This window comes from Ancylobacter oerskovii (assembly GCF_018390555.1).
GTDB classification, from domain to species: Bacteria; Pseudomonadota; Alphaproteobacteria; order Rhizobiales; family Xanthobacteraceae; genus Ancylobacter; species Ancylobacter oerskovii.
In genome coordinates, this window is the sequence record NZ_JAHBGB010000041.1 from 110,735 (window position 1) to 125,140 (window position 14,406).

Sequence of the window (14,406 nt, forward strand, 5' to 3'; positions counted from 1 at the left end):
GATCATCATGACCGCTGCTTCGACACTTCCCGATAAACCTACCCTGCGCGCTGCCGCGCTCGCCCGACGGGCGAGCCTGGAACCGCGCCTGCATGCCGCGGCGTCCGCCCGGGCGGCGGCGCATGCGCTGTCGTGGCTCGGCGACGTCCAGGGCGAGGTGGTGGCGCTGTTCGCGCCGATCGGCTCTGAGATCGATACCGGCCCGCTGGCGGCCGGCCTGCGCGCCGCCGGCGCGAGGCTGGCCCTGCCGGTGGTGGTCGACATGAAGTCGCCGCTGCTGTTCCGGCTGTGGCAGGCCGGGGTGCCGCTCGTCGACGGCGCCGGTCCCGGCCGGCTGACCATTCCCGTGCCGCCGGAGAGCGCGCCGCTGGTGATACCCGACGTGCTGGTGGTGCCGCTCGCCGCCTATGACCCCAGCGGCCACCGGCTCGGCTATGGCGGCGGCTATTACGACCGCACGCTGGCGGCTCTGCGGCGGGCCAAGCGCATCGAGGCGCTGGGCTACGCCTTCGCGGTGCAGGAGCTTCCCTGCCTTCCCGCCGAGCCGCATGATGAGCGGCTCGACGCCGTCGTCACCGACGCCGGCATCATCACGGTGACGGCGGAGGACTAGGCTTGCGCATTCTCTTTCTCGGCGACGTGGTGGGCCGCGTCGGGCGTCAGGTCGTGCTCGACGAGCTTCCCCGCCTGCGCAAGGCGTGGTCGCTCGACTGCGTGGTGGTGAACGGCGAGAACGCCGCCGGCGGCTTCGGCATCACCGAGAGCATCTATGAGGAGTTCCTCGCCGCCGGGGCGGATGCCGTCACGCTCGGCAACCATGCCTTCGACCAGCGCGAGGCGCTGGTCTTCATCGAGCGTGCCCCGCGCCTCATCCGGCCGATCAACTATCCCGCCGGCACGCCGGGGCGCGGCGCCGCCCTCGTGGAGACCGCCTCCGGTGCCCGCGTGCTGGTCGTCAACGTCATGGGCCGCGCCTTCATGGACCCGATGGACGATCCTTTTCTCGCCATCGACCGCGAGCTCGAGGCCGCCCCGCTCGGCCTCGTCTGCGACGCCGCCATCGTCGATTTCCACGCCGAGACCACCAGCGAGAAGCAGGCCTTCGGCCATTGGTGCGACGGGCGGGCCAGCCTCGTCATCGGCACCCACACCCATGTGCCGACCGCCGATCACCGCATCCTGCCGGGCGGCACCGCCTACATGACCGATGTCGGCATGTGCGGCGCCTATGACGGGGTGATCGGCATGGACAAGGAGGAGCCGCTGCGCCGCTTCACCCGCAAGATCGGCTCCTCGCGCTTCGAGCCGGCCACCGGGCCCGGCACGCTGTCGGGCCTCGCCGTCGAGACCGATGCCGAGGGCCGGGCGGTGAAGGTCGCGCCGGTGCGCATCGGCGGCCTGCTGGAGCCGGTGGCGCCCGCCTTCTGGTAGGCTGCGTGCCCGAACCTGCCGCGACCACGATCCGGCAGACACGGAGATGATCGTGCTTTCCCGTCTTGTCCTCGCCACCGTCCTGATCCTCGGCCTCCTGCCCGGCGCCCGCGCCGCCGACCGGGAGGTCGGCCTGCGCCGGCTCGCGGCGGCGGTGGGCGAGCGCGGCGCCACGGTGGCGGTCGATCTGTGGTACCCGGCCGGGGCCGGCGGCGAGCCGGTGCGGCAGGGCGCGACGCCGGTCTTCGAAGGGGTGGCGGCCTTGCGCAACGCCCCCGCCGCCGAGGGGCGGTTCCCGGTGGTGCTGCTCGCCCATGGCGGCCTGCGCTCCAATCCCGATCTCGCCGGATGGATCGCCGCCGGCCTTGCCGCGCAGGGCGCCATCGTGGTGATGCCGCGCTCGCCCGCCGCCCGGCCGGGGCCGGGCGCCCTCGACGAGGCGCGGCTGCGGCCGGCGGATCTGCGCGCGGCGCTCGATGCGGTGGAGACCGACCCCGACGTCGCGGCGCATCGCGCCTCCGGCCGGGTGGTGGCGGTCGGCTTCTTCCTCGGCGGCACCTCGGCCCTGGCCCTGGCTGGCGCCCGGCTCGACGCGCAGGCCTATCGCCGCTCCTGCGATCCGCCGGCGGCCGGGCCGGATTGCAGCTGGTTCGCCGCCCAGGGCCTCGATCTCCACGCCGCCATCGACGACCGGGTGGGAGACCCCGCCCGGGACCCGCGCATCGCCGCGGTCATCGCCGTCGATCCCGAGCTCACTGGCAGCCTGGCGCCGGCGAGCCTGAAGGAGATCGCGGTGCCCGTCACCCTGGTCCGGCTCGGCCCGGCGACGGGGGCCGCGCTCGCGGACGTGCCGGAGGACGCGCTGGCGGGGATACCGGCGCTGCGCCGCGTCGGCATTGCCGGCGCCACGCCCTTCGCCGCCTTCGGCCGCTGCACGCCGCGCGGCGCGGCGCTGCTGGTGGAGGAGGGCGAGGACGACGCCATCTGCCGCGAGGGGGCGGGGCTCTCGCGCGCCGAGTTGCAGGCGGGGATGGCGCGATTGATCGGCGCGGCGGTGGCGTCGGCGCCGTGAGGGCCGGCACCGGCTTTACGCGCGCCCATGCTCTCGCCTATAAGCCGGCCACACGTTTTTCGGGAATTTCTGACGCAGGGGCGGCTCCGGGCGGCTCCGCGCGAGGTGGAGGCGGCCATGGCCGGGCATTCGCAGTTCAAGAACATCATGCACCGCAAGGGCAAGCAGGACGCGGTGCGCTCCAAGCTGTTCTCCAAGCTGGCGCGTGAAATCACCGTCGCCGCCAAGCTCGGCCTGCCCGACCCCAACATGAATCCGCGCCTGCGCGCCGCCATCCTCGCGGCCCGCGCGGAAAACATGCCGAAGGACAATATCGACCGCGCCATCAAGAAGGCGGCCGGCGGCGATGCCGAGAACTATGACGAGATCCGCTACGAGGGCTACGGCCCCGGCGGCGTCGCGGTCATCGTCGAGGCGCTGACCGACAACCGCAACCGCACCGCCTCGGAAGTGCGCTCCTACTTCACCAAGTCCGGCGGCTCGCTGGCGGAGACGGGTGCGGTGTCCTTCATGTTCGACCGCGTCGGCGTCATCGAGTTCGATGCGGCGAAGGCGTCGGAGGACGCGATGATGGAAGCCGCCATCGAGGCCGGCGCCGACGACGTCTCCTCCTCCGAGGACGGCCACGAGGTGGTGTGCTCGATCGAGAACCTGCACGAGGTGGCCCGCGCGCTGGAAGCCAAGTTCGGCGAGCCGCGCAAGTCCGGCCTGGTCTGGCGGCCGCAGAACACGGTGGCGGTGGACGACGAGGTGGCGGAGAAGCTGATCCGTCTCGTCGACAACCTCAACGACAATGACGACGTGCAGAACGTCTACGCCAATTTCGAGATCTCCGAGGCGATGATCGCCAAGATGAGCGCATAAGCGCTCATCTTCACGGGGCCTCCCTGAGCGCATAAGCGCTCATCTTCACGAGGATATTGCCGAGCGCATAAGCGCTCATCCTCGCTGGCGCCCCGCTAGACGCCTCGGCGCTTATCCCGCCGCCAGATGGCACCACCTTCCTTTCCCTCTCCCCATTGGGGAGAGGTGGCCCGCGCAGCGGGTCGGCAAGGGGCTCTAGCGGTCGGGAAGCCGGGAAGACCCTTCACCCCACTCCTCTCCGCCCGAACTCGGCTGTTACCGAGTTTGGCTCCGAAGAGCCGCCGCCGGAAACATCCGGCCTCGGCGGAGAGTGAGCCGGTTGCACGGGGAGGGCGGGTGTTCGGATTGGCCTTGTGGCTTCCGAAATGACGGCCGGGTTCCGCTTCTTTCCCTCTCCCCGTTGGGGAGAGGTGGCCCGCGCAGCGGGTCGGTGAGGGGGCCTGGCGGTCGGGAAGCCGGGAAGACCCCTCTTCCCACGGGGAGGAAGCGGGCGGCGTGCCCGTTCCTATGGCCGCAGCAGCGGGTCGAGCAGCGGCACGCTCGCCACCGCCGAGAGCGCGATCACCCAATAGGCGATCAGCCGGAACTGCCGGTCGTTCGCCAGCCGGAAGCCGCGCGCGCCGGCCACGAGCCCCAGCGCATAGGTGGGGCCGAGCACCAGCGACAGCTTCAGCACCTCGGCGGTGACGAGGCCGCGGCTGACATAGGCGGTGCCGGAGGCGAGGGTGGTAAGCGCGAAGAAGGCGAACAGGTTCGCCCGCACCAGCGCCGCGTTCTGCCCGGTGCCGAGCCAGTACACCACCACCGGCGGCCCCGACAGCTGCGCCGCGCCGCCCAGCATCCCCGACAGCGCGCCGATGCCGAGCTTGGCGGCGAGCGAGTGCGGCGCCTGCCAGCCGCGACCGAGGATGAGCAGCATCAGCAGCGCCACCGCCAGCGTCGCGATGGCCCAGCGCAGCACCACCGGGTCGATCTCCTCCAGCAGCCAGACGCCGAGCGGCACCGCCGCCACCGCGCCGAGCCCGAGCGGCGCCACCTGCCGCCAGATGCAGGCGCGCATCGCCTGCAGCACCATCGGCAGGGTCAGCACGGTGTCGATGACCAGCAAGGTGGGGGCCGCCAGCTTCGGGCTGAAGACGGCGCCGACCAGCGGCATGAAGATCAGCGCGCCACCGAAGCCGGAAAAGCCGCGCGTGGCGCCGGCGATCAGGGCGGTGGCGATGGCCCACAGGAGGGCGGCGTCGAAGGACATGAGCGCACCGATGGGGGGCTTGCCGCGCAGGAGGCGCCGGCGAGCGCGAAACGACGCCCGTGGCGCGTTGCTGCCTTGCTAGCCGCGGCCATGGCGCGGGTCAATCGCCGTTTCTTGTCGTTTCGCAGCTTCTATCACATTTGGTGAAGCACCCTATCGGCAAAACTCATTTGTCGATGACGGCCCGCGCCCCCACATTGACCCCCGAAAACAGGAGCGCGCCGGATCGGATCGCGGCGCGACCACTCGGGATCTTGTCATGAGCCTTTCTGAAAGCTGCGCGTCGGCGGAGGCTGACGCCGCCCGCGCCGCTTCCGAGCGTGCCGACCGGCTGGTCGGGGCCGCTCTCGCCTTGTTCGCCGTCGCCATCTGGGGCGGCTGGATCGTGTCCACCCGCCATGCCGTGGCCGGGCATCTGACGCCGTCGGCGGTCGGCTGGCTGCGCTTCGTGGTGCCGGCGGTGGTGCTGGCGCCGTGGTGGCTGAAGATCGGGCTGTGGCCGCGCGGGCGGGTGGTGCCGTTCCTGTTCTGCTTCATGGGGTCGGGCGCCATCTTCTTCCTGGTGGTGGCCAACGCCATGCGCTTCGTGCCGGCGGCCGATGTCGGGCCGCTGCTGCCGGGCACCATGCCGCTGATCGTGGCGGTGATCTCGGTGCTGGCGCTGAAGGAGCGGCTGGGCTGGATGCGGGCGGCCGGCTTCGTCTGCATCGCGCTCGGCGTCGTCACGCTGGGCGGGCGCGGGCTGCTCAATTCGGCTGATGGGGCCTGGCGCGGCCATCTGCTCCTGCTCACCGGCGCCGCGCTGTGGGCCGGCTACACGCTGGCCTTCCGCCGCACCGGCATGGACGCGAAGGAGCTTGTGGGGCTGATCGGGCTCTGGTCGGCGATCATCCTCACCCCGGTCGGCCTCCCGGGAGCGGTCGCGGCGATACAGGCCGGCCACGGGGCCGAGGTGCTGCAGCTGGTGCTGGTTCAGGGCGTCGGCTCGGGCGTGGTGGCGCTGGTGGCCTTCGGCATGGCGATCGAGAAGCTCGGCTCCTCGCGCGCGGCGGCCTTCACCGGCCTCGTCCCGGCGCTGGCGGCCGGGCTCGCGGTGCCGCTGCTGGGCGAGCATCCCGACACGGCGGCGGTCATCGGCATCCTCGCCACCGGCACCGGCGTGGTGCTGGCCAGCGGCGCGCTGGCACCCTCGCGCCGGGCCTGACATCCGGGTTCCCCGCTCCGTGCTCCCCATGGCCGGCCGGGCCGGCCATGGGCGGCGAGGCGGAGCCTAGTCGTTCACGACGTGCCAGACGCCGTTCTTGCCGTCGCCCGTCTTGTCGCCTGCTTTCTTGTCGCCGACGAAATAATAGAGCGGCTTGCCGTCATAGGCCCATTGCAGGGCGCCGTCCTTGCGCGGCACCAGCGTCCAGCCCGCCTTCATGGCGTCGCCCTGCTTGCCGAGATAGGGCGGCCAGTTGGCGGCGCAGGCATCGTAGCAGGCGGACATGCCGCCGGTGTCCTTGTCGAAGACATACAGGGTCTTGCCGCCGGTGCCGGTGAGCATGCCGGCGGCGAGCGCCGGACCGGCGAGCAGCAAGAGGCCGGCCGCGGGGCCGGTAAGGCGGGCGAGACGGGTGTTCATGGCGTTCCTCCGGTGACTGGGGTCTGCGGTGCCCCTTCATCCCGCGTTAACCATGCGCCCCGCCTGTGGCGAAATCACGGGCTTTCTCTCGTCCCGGAGACTGGCCGTTCGTCGTTTGTTCGGGTACTTCCTGAGGCATGGCGCCTGCTCCGATTCGCATTCTCGGCCTCGACCCCGGCCTCCGCCGCACCGGCTGGGGGGTGATCGAGGCCGCCGGCACGCGGCTTTCCTTCGTCGCCTGCGGCACCGTGCTGCCGCCGGAGGAGGGCACGCTCGCCGAGCGGCTCGCCGTGCTGCATCGCGAGCTCGTCGCCGTCCTCGCCGCCTTCACGCCCGACGAGGCGGCGGTGGAAGAGACCTTCGTGAACGTGAACCCCGCCTCGACGCTCAAGCTCGGCCAGGCGCGCGGCGTGGTGCTGCTGACCCCGGCGCTTGCCGGCGTGCCGGTGGCCGAATATGCCGCGCTCTTGGTCAAGAAGACGGTGGTGGGCGCCGGGCGGGCGGAGAAGGCGCAGATCCGCATGATGATGAAGGTGCTGCTGCCGCAGGCGGATTTCGAGACCGACGACGCCGCGGACGCGCTTGCCGTCGCCGTCACCCATGCCCAGCATAGGGGCGCGGCGGCGTTGCGCGCGTCGTTCGAGAAGCGGGTAGGGGCCAGGGTGGCGGCGCGATGATCGGCAAGCTCAAGGGTCTGGTGGATTCCTGCGAAGACGATCACGTCATCCTCGACGTGCAGGGCGTTGGCTATCTCGTCCACTGCTCGGGCCGCACGCTGCAGGCGCTGCCGTCGCCCGGCGAGGCGGCGACCTTGTTCATCGAGACCTTCGTGCGCGAGGACATGATCCGCCTCTACGGTTTCCAGTCGCCGGCGGAGAAGGCGTGGTTCCTGCTGTTGCAGAACGTGCAGGGGGTCGGCGCCAAGGTGGCGCTCAACGTGCTCTCGGTACTCTCGCCTTCCGAGCTCGCCAATGCGGTGGCGCTCGGCGATAGGGCGATGGTGGCGCGGGCCAACGGGGTGGGCCCGAAGGTCGCCGCCCGCATCGTCGCCGAATTGAAGGACAAGGCCCCCGGCTTCGCCGATGTCGACCCCGCGGTCGCCAGCCTCGCCGGGCAGGTGGAATCCCGCTCCGCCCCGGCGCCGGTGGCGGATGCCGTCTCGGCGCTGGTGAACCTCGGCTACGCGCAGGTCCAGGCGAGCGCCGCGGTGGCGGCGGCGGTCCGCGAGGCGGGGGAGGGGGCCGATACCGCCCGGCTGATCCGGCTCGGGCTGAAGGAACTCGCCCGATGAAGCTCCCTCGCTGCACTCACCGTACATCCGGGGCGGCCATTCGGCCTGATCATACGCCTCATCGTACCGCCCGGATGCGAGGTTTCCGATGAGCGCGAAGCGGCTGGTGGCCCCCGACAAGCGCGAGGAAGACCTCGCGGAAGCCACGCTGCGCCCGCAGATGCTGGCGGAGTTCGTGGGGCAGGAGCAGGCGCGCGCCAATCTCGATATCTTCATCAAGGCCGCCAAGGCGCGCGGCGAGGCGCTCGACCACGTCCTGTTCGTCGGCCCGCCGGGATTGGGAAAAACCACGCTGGCTCAGATAGTTGCGCGCGAACTGGGCGTCGGTTTCCGCTCGACTTCCGGCCCGGTCATCGCCAAGGCCGGCGACCTCGCGGCGCTGCTCACCAATCTCGAGGAACGCGACGTCCTGTTCATCGACGAGATTCACCGGCTCAACCCGGCGGTGGAGGAAATCCTCTATCCGGCGATGGAAGACTACGAGCTCGATCTCATCATCGGCGAGGGGCCGGCGGCCCGTTCGGTAAAGATTTCGCTGTCCAAGTTCACGCTGGTCGGGGCGACAACCCGCTCGGGTCTTCTCACGACACCTTTGCGGGATCGCTTCGGTATCCCCATCCGCCTGAATTTCTACACGATCGACGAGCTCGAACTCGTGGTTTCACGCGGTGCGCGGGTGCTCGGCATCCCGATCTCGAAGGACGGCGCCCGCGAGATCGCCCGCCGTGCGCGCGGCACGCCGCGCATCGCCGGGCGGCTGCTGCGCCGGGTGCGGGACTTCGCGCTGGTGGCCGGCAAGGAGATCATCGACCGCGCCGCGGCCGACCACGCGCTCGGCCATCTGGAGGTCGACGCCCTCGGCCTCGACCAGATGGATCGGCGCTATCTCACTGTGATCGCTATGAATTATGGCGGAGGGCCGGTCGGTGTCGAGACCATCGCGGCAGCGCTTTCCGAGCCGCGCGACGCCATCGAGGAGATCATCGAGCCCTATCTGGTGCAGCAGGGCTTCGTGCAGCGCACCCCGCGCGGGCGGGTGCTGACCGCCCATGCCTTCAAGCATCTGGGCCTCGCGGTGCCCACCTCCGTCACCCAAATGCCCCTCTTCGACGAGGGCGAGGGTGAATAGGTCGTGACGCCGCCACGTTGCTAATGTAATTCACATTCACATGAGCTGGACCCGCAACGGCGAGACGCGTTCCTATCATCACGGCAACCTGCGGGAAGCCCTGATGCAGGCGACGCTCGACCTGATCGCCGAAAAGGGCATCGCCGGCGTCACCTTCGCCGAGGCGGCGCGCCGCGCGGGCGTGAGCGCCGCCGCGCCCTACCGGCATTTCCGCGACCGCGACGAACTCATTGCCGCCGTCGCCACCGCCGGCTTCGATCGCTTCGCCGAGGTGCTGAAGGCGTCCTGGCAGGAGGGACGGCCCTCGCCCGCTGCCGCCTATGAGCGGATGGGGCGGGCCTATCTCGATTTCGCGCGCCAGCACGCGGCCCATTACATCGCCATGTTCGAATCCGGCGTGCCGCTGGAGGCGCATGAAGAACTGCAGCTGGCCGGCTCCCGCGCCTTCGCCGTGCTGCGCGAGGCGGCGGAAGTTCTGGTGGCGCACATGCCGGTGGCGGGCCGTCCGCCGGCGCTGATGGTGGCGCTGCACACCTGGTCGCTGGCGCATGGCGTCGCCTCGCTGTTCTGTCGCGCCGACGGTGCCCGCCGCAAGCTGCCCATGACCCCGGACGAGCTGCTGGAAGCCGGCTTCCTCGTTTATCTGAAGGGTCTAGGCGCGCCTTCCGACTGATCGCTGACGCCGCGGCATTGACAAAAGCCACCGGTGCGGCCATATATGTAAATGTATTTAACATTAACCGGGACGGCAGCCATGGAGCTCGCTTACAAGCTCGACAGTTACGGCAAACCGGCCTGGATCGCGCTGACGGTGCTGGGCTTCATGGCTTGGTGGCCGCTCGGTCTCGCGATCCTGGCCTTTACCATCGGGAGTGGACGTATGGGTTGTGGTGGACGGCGCGGCTTCGCGCGCTGGCAGGAAGAGGGCGGCGACGCCTTCCGCAGCGCCTTCGGGCGCTGGGGTCGGGGCGCGTCGTCGAGCGGCAACCGTGCCTTCGACGAATATCGCGAGGAGACGCTGCGTCGCCTCGAGGAGGAGCAGAAGGACTTCCGCGGCTTCCTCGATCGCCTGCGCCAGGCCAAGGACAAGGCGGAGTTCGACCAGTTCATGGCCGAGCGTCGCCGCCCGGCCCCGCAGGCTCCCGAGCCGTCGGCGGACGGCACCACCGGGAACTGATCCCGCTTTCTTCGCATCTGCGTGAAGTTTGGCCGCGCCCTTTGTTCACAAGGGGCGCGGTCTCGTCTATGAGGGCGGCATGAGCGGACAAGAACCTCGCGTGCAAGATCCCCGCGCCCCCCATCTGGATCCCCGCGATCTGGCGGCCGATCCGTTTCTCCACCTTGCCGGGCGCCTGGTGCCGGGCGGGCATGTGCTGCCGGTGCGCGTCTATTACGAGGACACCGATTTCTCCGGCATCGTCTATCATGCCAACTACCTGAAATTCATGGAGCGGGCGCGCTCCGACCATCTGCGCCTCATCGGCGTGGTGCAGGGCGAGCTGTTCGGCGAGGCACTGGCCGAGGCTCCCGGCTTCGCCTTCGTCGTGCGCTCCATGCAGCTCGATTTCCAGCGTCCGGCCCGCATCGACGATGTGTTGGAGATTCACACCAGCCCCATCGAGGTTGCCGGCGCGTCGATCACTCTTCTTCAAAAAGTGATGTGCCGCGGCGCGCTGCTCGTCGAGGGGCGGGTGAAGGTCGCGTTCGTGTCCCAGGGACGGGCGCGCCGCATCCCGGACGCCTTGCGTGCCGCCATGCGCGCGGCCCAGGAGGAGGGAGCGCCCGGCTGAGCCGCCGGTGTTGCGGTGCCGCAACGCTAACGCGGCATTAACCCTAGCAAGTGCTTAATCAGCGCGGCGTGAGACGTCGCGCGCCCAAGTTTCGACGGATTCGCCGTCGAACAGGGGTGGGCAGATGGACGAGAAGCTCCGGCTCCTGTCGGGGGCGTTCCATCTTCGTCGTTTAATCCGCCGTGGCGTCTGTGCGTGGTGCGTGCCGTCCGTCCGAGTGGGCGGGCGGGCTCTGGTGCTTGAGGTTGAGATCACATGAATCCTGCTGACGTGGCGCAAACGGCCATGGCCGCCCCGAGCGCCGATCTTTCGCTGATCGGGCTGTTCCTTCAGGCACATTTCATCGTCAAGCTGGTCATGGCCGGGCTGGTGCTCGCCTCGGTCTGGGTCTGGGCGATCATCATCGACAAGACCATCCTGTTCGGCCGGATGAAGCGGCAGATGGACCGGTTCGAGCAGACCTTCTGGTCCGGCCAGAGCCTGGAGGAGCTGTATCGCTCGCTGTCCTCGCGCCCGAACCATGCCATGGCGGCGATCTTCGTGGCGGCGATGCGGGAGTGGAAGCGGTCCTATGAGGGCGGCGCGCGCTCCTTCGCCGGGCTGACGCAGCGCCTCGACAAGGTGATGGACGTCACGCTCGCCCGCGAGGTGGAGCGGCTGGAGGCGCGGCTGCTGGTGCTGGCGACGGTCGGCTCCGCCGGCCCCTTCATCGGCCTGTTCGGCACGGTGTGGGGCATCATGACCAGCTTCCAGTCGATCGCCGCATCGAAGAACACCAGCCTCGCCGTGGTGGCGCCCGGCATCGCCGAGGCCCTTTTCGCAACGGCAATCGGCCTTATCGCCGCCATCCCGGCGACGATTTTCTACAACAAGTTCGTGTCACAGGTGAACCGGCTGGCGCTGAGGCTGGAGGGCTTCTCTGATGAGTTCTCCGCCATCCTGTCGCGCCAGATCGACGAACGGGGCTGACGCGAATGGGTATGTCGGGAGGCGGAGGCGGAGGCTGGCAGTCGCGGCGCGCGCGTCGTCGCGGCGGCGGTGGCGCCGTCATGTCCGAGATCAACGTCACGCCGATGGTCGACGTGATGCTGGTGCTGCTCATCATCTTCATGGTCGCGGCGCCGATGCTCACCGTCGGCGTGCCGCTCGACCTGCCGCAGACGCAGGCGCAGGCGGTGTCGCAGGACAAGGAGCCGCTGGTCATCTCGATCAACAACGAAGGCAAGGTCTTCCTGCAGGACAGCGAGATCCCGGTCGACGAACTGGTGCCGAAGCTGCAGGCGATCGCCAAGGCCGGCTATGAGGAGCGCATCTTCGTGCGCGGCGACAAGACGGTCGACTATGGCGCGGTGATGAAGGTGATGGGTCGCCTGTCGGGCGCCGGCTTCAAGCGCGTCGCCCTGGTCTCCGAAGTCGAGCAGGGGAGCTGAGCGGCATGCGCGCGGGTCTCGTCTCTTCGGCTGCCCTTCATATCGGCATCATCGGCTTCATGGCCATTTCCTTCGCGTCTCCGAGCCCCTACGAGACGATGCAGGAATCCATGCCGATCGACATCGTCTCCGATTCGGAGCTGTCGAAGATGATGGCCGGCAAGAAGGATGCCCCGAAGGCCGAGGCCCCCAAGCCGGTGGTCGAGAAGATCGACAAGCCCAAGCAGGCGGAGAACCTAGAGGCCAAGGTCTCCGAGAAGCCGGAGATCCAGGCGGCGAAGGAGGCTGCGGCCCCGCCGCCTCCGCCTCCGCCGCCGCAGGCGAAACCCGAACCGGCACCCCAGCAGCAGGCCGAGGCGAAGCCGCCCGAGCCCAAGCCGGCGCCCGCGCAACCCCAGGCGAAGCCCGAGCCGGCGCCGCCGAAGGACGCGGAATCGCTGGCGGCCAAGCCGCCGGAGCCGAAGAAGGAGGAGCCGAAGCCGGCGCAGACCGCCCAGGCCGCTCCGCCTCCGCCGCCGGCACCGCCCAAGAAACCGAAGGACATTCCGCCCAAGGTGGTGCAGGCGCCGCCGAAGGAGCAACGGGACTTCAATCCCAACCAGATCGCCGCGCTGCTGAACAAGCAGGATTCCCGCCGCCAGGCGTCGCTCGGCGACACGATGAACTCGATGGCCTCGCTCGGGGCGACGCGCGGCGATGCCAATTCGCTCTCGCAGACCGAAATCGATGCGCTGCGCGCCTATATCCGCCAGTTCTGGTCGCTGCCGGCCGGCGGCGTGGATGTCGAGCGGATTACCGTGTCGATCCGCTTCATCCTCGGGCCCGACCGGCGGCTGATGGGAGCCCCGCAGCTGGTGGAAGTCCAGGGCGCGGGCAATCCCTACGCCAAGATCGTCCAGGAAACGGCGATGCGGGCGGTCAACCTCGCCGCGCATCAGGACAATCCGTTCCCGATGCTGCGGCCGGAAAAATATGAAACCTGGCGGGACCTTACGGTCGATTTCAATCCGTCGATGCTGAACTACTGATGGGACCGTTCGTCCGAGGTCGAGATCTGATGATGACGTACAAGAATCGGGAAGGTGGCGGCCTGATCGGTCGGAGAACCGTGGTGGCCGGAATGGCGGCCCTCGGAGGAGGGCTGCTCCTCCCCGGCCGCGGCAACGCGGCGCTGCGGCTCGACGTCACCTCCGGCTCGGTGCAACCCCTGCCCATCGCGATCACCGACTTCGTCGGCGGCGGCAGCGCGCAGGACGCCGAGGCAGGCAAGGGTGTCACCCAGATCATCACCGCCGATCTGCGTCGCTCCGGCCTCTTCGCGCCGATCGATCCCAATGCCTTTGTCGAGAAGATCACCAACCCGGACGCCTCGCCGCGCTTCCAGGACTGGCGGGTGATCAATTCGCAGGCGCTGGTGACGGGGCGCATGACCCGCCAGCCCGATGGCCGGGTGAAGGCTGAGTTCCGCCTGTGGGACGTGTTCGCCGGCCAGCAGCTGATCGGCCAGCAATATTTCACCCAGCCGGAGAACTGGCGTCGCGTCGCCCATATCATCGCCGACGCCATCTATGAGCGCCTGACCGGCGAAAAGGGCTATTTCGACACCCGCATCGTCTTCGTGGACGAGAGCGGGGCGAAGGAGAAGCGCATCAAGCGCCTCGCCATCATGGACCAGGACGGGGCCAACGTGACCTACCTGACCCGTGGCGACGACCTGGTGCTGACCCCGCGCTTCTCGCCGACCAGCCAGGAAATCACCTATATGAGCTATGGGCGCGGCGAGCCGCGGGTCTATCTGCTCAATATCGAGAACGGCCAGCGCGAGGTGGTCGGCAATTTCCCGAATATGAGCTTCTCGCCGCGCTTCGCGCCGGATGGGCAGCGGGTGATCCTGTCGCTGCAGCAGGGCGGCAATTCCAACATCTTCGTCATGGACCTGCGTTCCAAGGCGACGATGCGGCTCACCGACACCTCGGCGATCGATACCGCGCCCTGCTATTCGCCCGACGGCTCGCAGATCTGCTTCGAGAGCGACCGCGGCGGCACGTCGCAGATCTACGTGATGAACCCGGACGGCTCGAACCAGCACCGCATCTCCTTCGGCGAAGGGCGCTACTCGACGCCGGTGTGGTCGCCGCGCGGCGATGTCATCGCCTTCACCAAGCAGGGGGGAGGGCATTTCGCCATCGGCGTGATGCGTCCCGACGGATCCGGCGAGCGTATCCTCACCGAGGGCTATCACAATGAAGGCCCGACCTTCGCGCCCAATGGCCGGGTGATCATGTTCTTCCGCGATCCCGCCGGGGCGGCGGGGCCGCAGCTCTATTCGGTCGATATCACCGGCTATAACGAGCAGCGCATTCCGACTCCGAGCTATGCCTCGGATCCGGCGTGGTCGCCCCTGCGCTCCTGATCGGCGTCGGGGCGCTGGCGGCGGCGTTAGGCTTTGGGTAACCATAATCGGCGGTTTCGACGATCCGTCCGTTTTTGTCGTTTCGAGCAAGGTTTCGTAAAGGTTGACGG

The 14,406-nt window shown here is 69.2% G+C and carries 17 protein-coding genes; 15 read left to right on the forward strand and 2 right to left on the reverse strand.

What is annotated here, in order from left to right:
- The first annotated feature begins 7 nt into the window (after positions 1-7).
- From KHC19_RS19175 to KHC19_RS19190, 4 genes are all read left to right on the forward strand, one after another.
- A complete protein-coding gene (locus KHC19_RS19175; protein ID WP_213354427.1) occupies positions 8-613 on the forward strand; it encodes a 5-formyltetrahydrofolate cyclo-ligase in 606 nt (201 codons plus the stop codon).
- A 2-nt stretch (positions 614-615) separates the two neighbouring features.
- Positions 616-1,431, forward strand: coding sequence for a TIGR00282 family metallophosphoesterase (locus KHC19_RS19180; protein WP_213354429.1), 816 nt, complete (start codon positions 616-618; stop codon positions 1,429-1,431).
- Between the two features lie 52 nt (positions 1,432-1,483).
- Positions 1,484-2,503: an alpha/beta hydrolase family protein gene (locus tag KHC19_RS19185; RefSeq protein WP_213354431.1), complete on the forward strand. Its 1,020-nt coding sequence runs from the start codon at positions 1,484-1,486 to the stop codon at positions 2,501-2,503.
- A 117-nt stretch (positions 2,504-2,620) separates the two neighbouring features.
- Complete coding sequence (locus KHC19_RS19190) at positions 2,621-3,367, forward strand: YebC/PmpR family DNA-binding transcriptional regulator (protein WP_213354432.1); 747 nt, start codon at positions 2,621-2,623, stop codon at positions 3,365-3,367.
- Between the two features lie 505 nt (positions 3,368-3,872).
- On the opposite strand, the gene KHC19_RS19195 is transcribed toward KHC19_RS19190, so the two are convergent.
- Positions 3,873-4,619, reverse strand: a complete 747-nt coding sequence (locus KHC19_RS19195; RefSeq protein WP_213354434.1) for a sulfite exporter TauE/SafE family protein — start codon at positions 4,617-4,619, stop codon at positions 3,873-3,875.
- A gap of 259 nt (positions 4,620-4,878) precedes the next feature.
- Between KHC19_RS19195 and KHC19_RS19200 the strand changes: the two genes are divergently transcribed.
- Complete coding sequence (locus KHC19_RS19200) at positions 4,879-5,823, forward strand: DMT family transporter (protein ID WP_213354436.1); 945 nt, start codon at positions 4,879-4,881, stop codon at positions 5,821-5,823.
- Positions 5,824-5,889: 66 nt separating this feature from the next.
- Here KHC19_RS19200 and KHC19_RS19205 read toward each other — a convergent pair whose 3' ends face one another.
- Entirely contained in the window at positions 5,890-6,243 is a 354-nt protein-coding gene (locus KHC19_RS19205) for a COG4315 family predicted lipoprotein (protein ID WP_213354438.1), read from the reverse strand.
- A 137-nt stretch (positions 6,244-6,380) separates the two neighbouring features.
- On the opposite strand from KHC19_RS19205, the gene ruvC reads away from it, so the two are divergent.
- From ruvC to tolB, 10 genes are all read left to right on the forward strand, one after another.
- Positions 6,381-6,920 carry a crossover junction endodeoxyribonuclease RuvC gene (gene ruvC / locus KHC19_RS19210; RefSeq protein ID WP_213354439.1) on the forward strand — a complete coding sequence of 180 codons (540 nt, stop codon included), beginning with the start codon at positions 6,381-6,383 and terminating at the stop codon, positions 6,918-6,920.
- Positions 6,917-7,534: a Holliday junction branch migration protein RuvA gene (gene ruvA / locus KHC19_RS19215; protein WP_213354447.1), complete on the forward strand. Its 618-nt coding sequence runs from the start codon at positions 6,917-6,919 to the stop codon at positions 7,532-7,534. Before ruvC ends, ruvA begins: the two co-directional genes overlap by 4 nt.
- Before the next feature lie 88 nt (positions 7,535-7,622).
- Positions 7,623-8,663 (forward strand): Holliday junction branch migration DNA helicase RuvB, encoded by a 1,041-nt coding sequence (gene ruvB, locus KHC19_RS19220; RefSeq protein ID WP_213354449.1) that lies wholly within the window; start codon positions 7,623-7,625, stop codon positions 8,661-8,663.
- 40 nt (positions 8,664-8,703) lie between these two features.
- Positions 8,704-9,336 carry a TetR/AcrR family transcriptional regulator gene (locus tag KHC19_RS19225; RefSeq protein WP_213354459.1) on the forward strand — a complete coding sequence of 211 codons (633 nt, stop codon included), beginning with the start codon at positions 8,704-8,706 and terminating at the stop codon, positions 9,334-9,336.
- An 81-nt stretch (positions 9,337-9,417) separates the two neighbouring features.
- Positions 9,418-9,840: a DUF2852 domain-containing protein gene (locus tag KHC19_RS19230; RefSeq protein WP_213354461.1), complete on the forward strand. Its 423-nt coding sequence runs from the start codon at positions 9,418-9,420 to the stop codon at positions 9,838-9,840.
- 100 nt (positions 9,841-9,940) lie between these two features.
- The gene (gene ybgC, locus KHC19_RS19235; RefSeq protein ID WP_378295563.1) at positions 9,941-10,453 is read left to right on the forward strand and encodes a tol-pal system-associated acyl-CoA thioesterase; all 513 of its coding nucleotides are present in this window, start codon (positions 9,941-9,943) and stop codon (positions 10,451-10,453) included.
- Positions 10,454-10,708: 255 nt separating this feature from the next.
- The gene (gene tolQ, locus KHC19_RS19240; protein WP_213354465.1) at positions 10,709-11,422 is read left to right on the forward strand and encodes a protein TolQ; all 714 of its coding nucleotides are present in this window, start codon (positions 10,709-10,711) and stop codon (positions 11,420-11,422) included.
- A 5-nt stretch (positions 11,423-11,427) separates the two neighbouring features.
- Complete coding sequence (gene tolR / locus KHC19_RS19245) at positions 11,428-11,883, forward strand: protein TolR (RefSeq protein ID WP_213354467.1); 456 nt, start codon at positions 11,428-11,430, stop codon at positions 11,881-11,883.
- A gap of 5 nt (positions 11,884-11,888) precedes the next feature.
- A complete protein-coding gene (locus tag KHC19_RS19250; protein WP_213354469.1) occupies positions 11,889-12,911 on the forward strand; it encodes a cell envelope biogenesis protein TolA in 1,023 nt (340 codons plus the stop codon).
- Positions 12,912-13,003: 92 nt separating this feature from the next.
- Entirely contained in the window at positions 13,004-14,296 is a 1,293-nt protein-coding gene (gene tolB / locus KHC19_RS19255; RefSeq protein ID WP_213355142.1) for a Tol-Pal system beta propeller repeat protein TolB, read from the forward strand.
- Positions 14,297-14,406 lie beyond the last annotated feature (110 nt).

Coding starts and splice junctions, on each gene's coding strand:
- KHC19_RS19250 (WP_213354469.1), top strand. CDS start 11,889: ATGCGCGCGGGTCTCGTCTCTTCGGCTGCCCTTCATATCGGCATCATC.
- KHC19_RS19205 (WP_213354438.1), bottom strand. CDS start 6,243: ATGAACACCCGTCTCGCCCGCCTTACCGGCCCCGCGGCCGGCCTCTTG.
- tolB (WP_213355142.1), top strand. CDS start 13,004: ATGGCGGCCCTCGGAGGAGGGCTGCTCCTCCCCGGCCGCGGCAACGCG.
- KHC19_RS19225 (WP_213354459.1), top strand. CDS start 8,704: ATGAGCTGGACCCGCAACGGCGAGACGCGTTCCTATCATCACGGCAAC.
- ruvA (WP_213354447.1), top strand. CDS start 6,917: ATGATCGGCAAGCTCAAGGGTCTGGTGGATTCCTGCGAAGACGATCAC.
- KHC19_RS19190 (WP_213354432.1), top strand. CDS start 2,621: ATGGCCGGGCATTCGCAGTTCAAGAACATCATGCACCGCAAGGGCAAG.
- KHC19_RS19195 (WP_213354434.1), bottom strand. CDS start 4,619: ATGTCCTTCGACGCCGCCCTCCTGTGGGCCATCGCCACCGCCCTGATC.
- KHC19_RS19200 (WP_213354436.1), top strand. CDS start 4,879: ATGAGCCTTTCTGAAAGCTGCGCGTCGGCGGAGGCTGACGCCGCCCGC.
- ruvB (WP_213354449.1), top strand. CDS start 7,623: ATGAGCGCGAAGCGGCTGGTGGCCCCCGACAAGCGCGAGGAAGACCTC.
- KHC19_RS19230 (WP_213354461.1), top strand. CDS start 9,418: ATGGAGCTCGCTTACAAGCTCGACAGTTACGGCAAACCGGCCTGGATC.
- KHC19_RS19175 (WP_213354427.1), top strand. CDS start 8: ATGACCGCTGCTTCGACACTTCCCGATAAACCTACCCTGCGCGCTGCC.
- ruvC (WP_213354439.1), top strand. CDS start 6,381: ATGGCGCCTGCTCCGATTCGCATTCTCGGCCTCGACCCCGGCCTCCGC.
- tolR (WP_213354467.1), top strand. CDS start 11,428: ATGGGTATGTCGGGAGGCGGAGGCGGAGGCTGGCAGTCGCGGCGCGCG.
- tolQ (WP_213354465.1), top strand. CDS start 10,709: ATGAATCCTGCTGACGTGGCGCAAACGGCCATGGCCGCCCCGAGCGCC.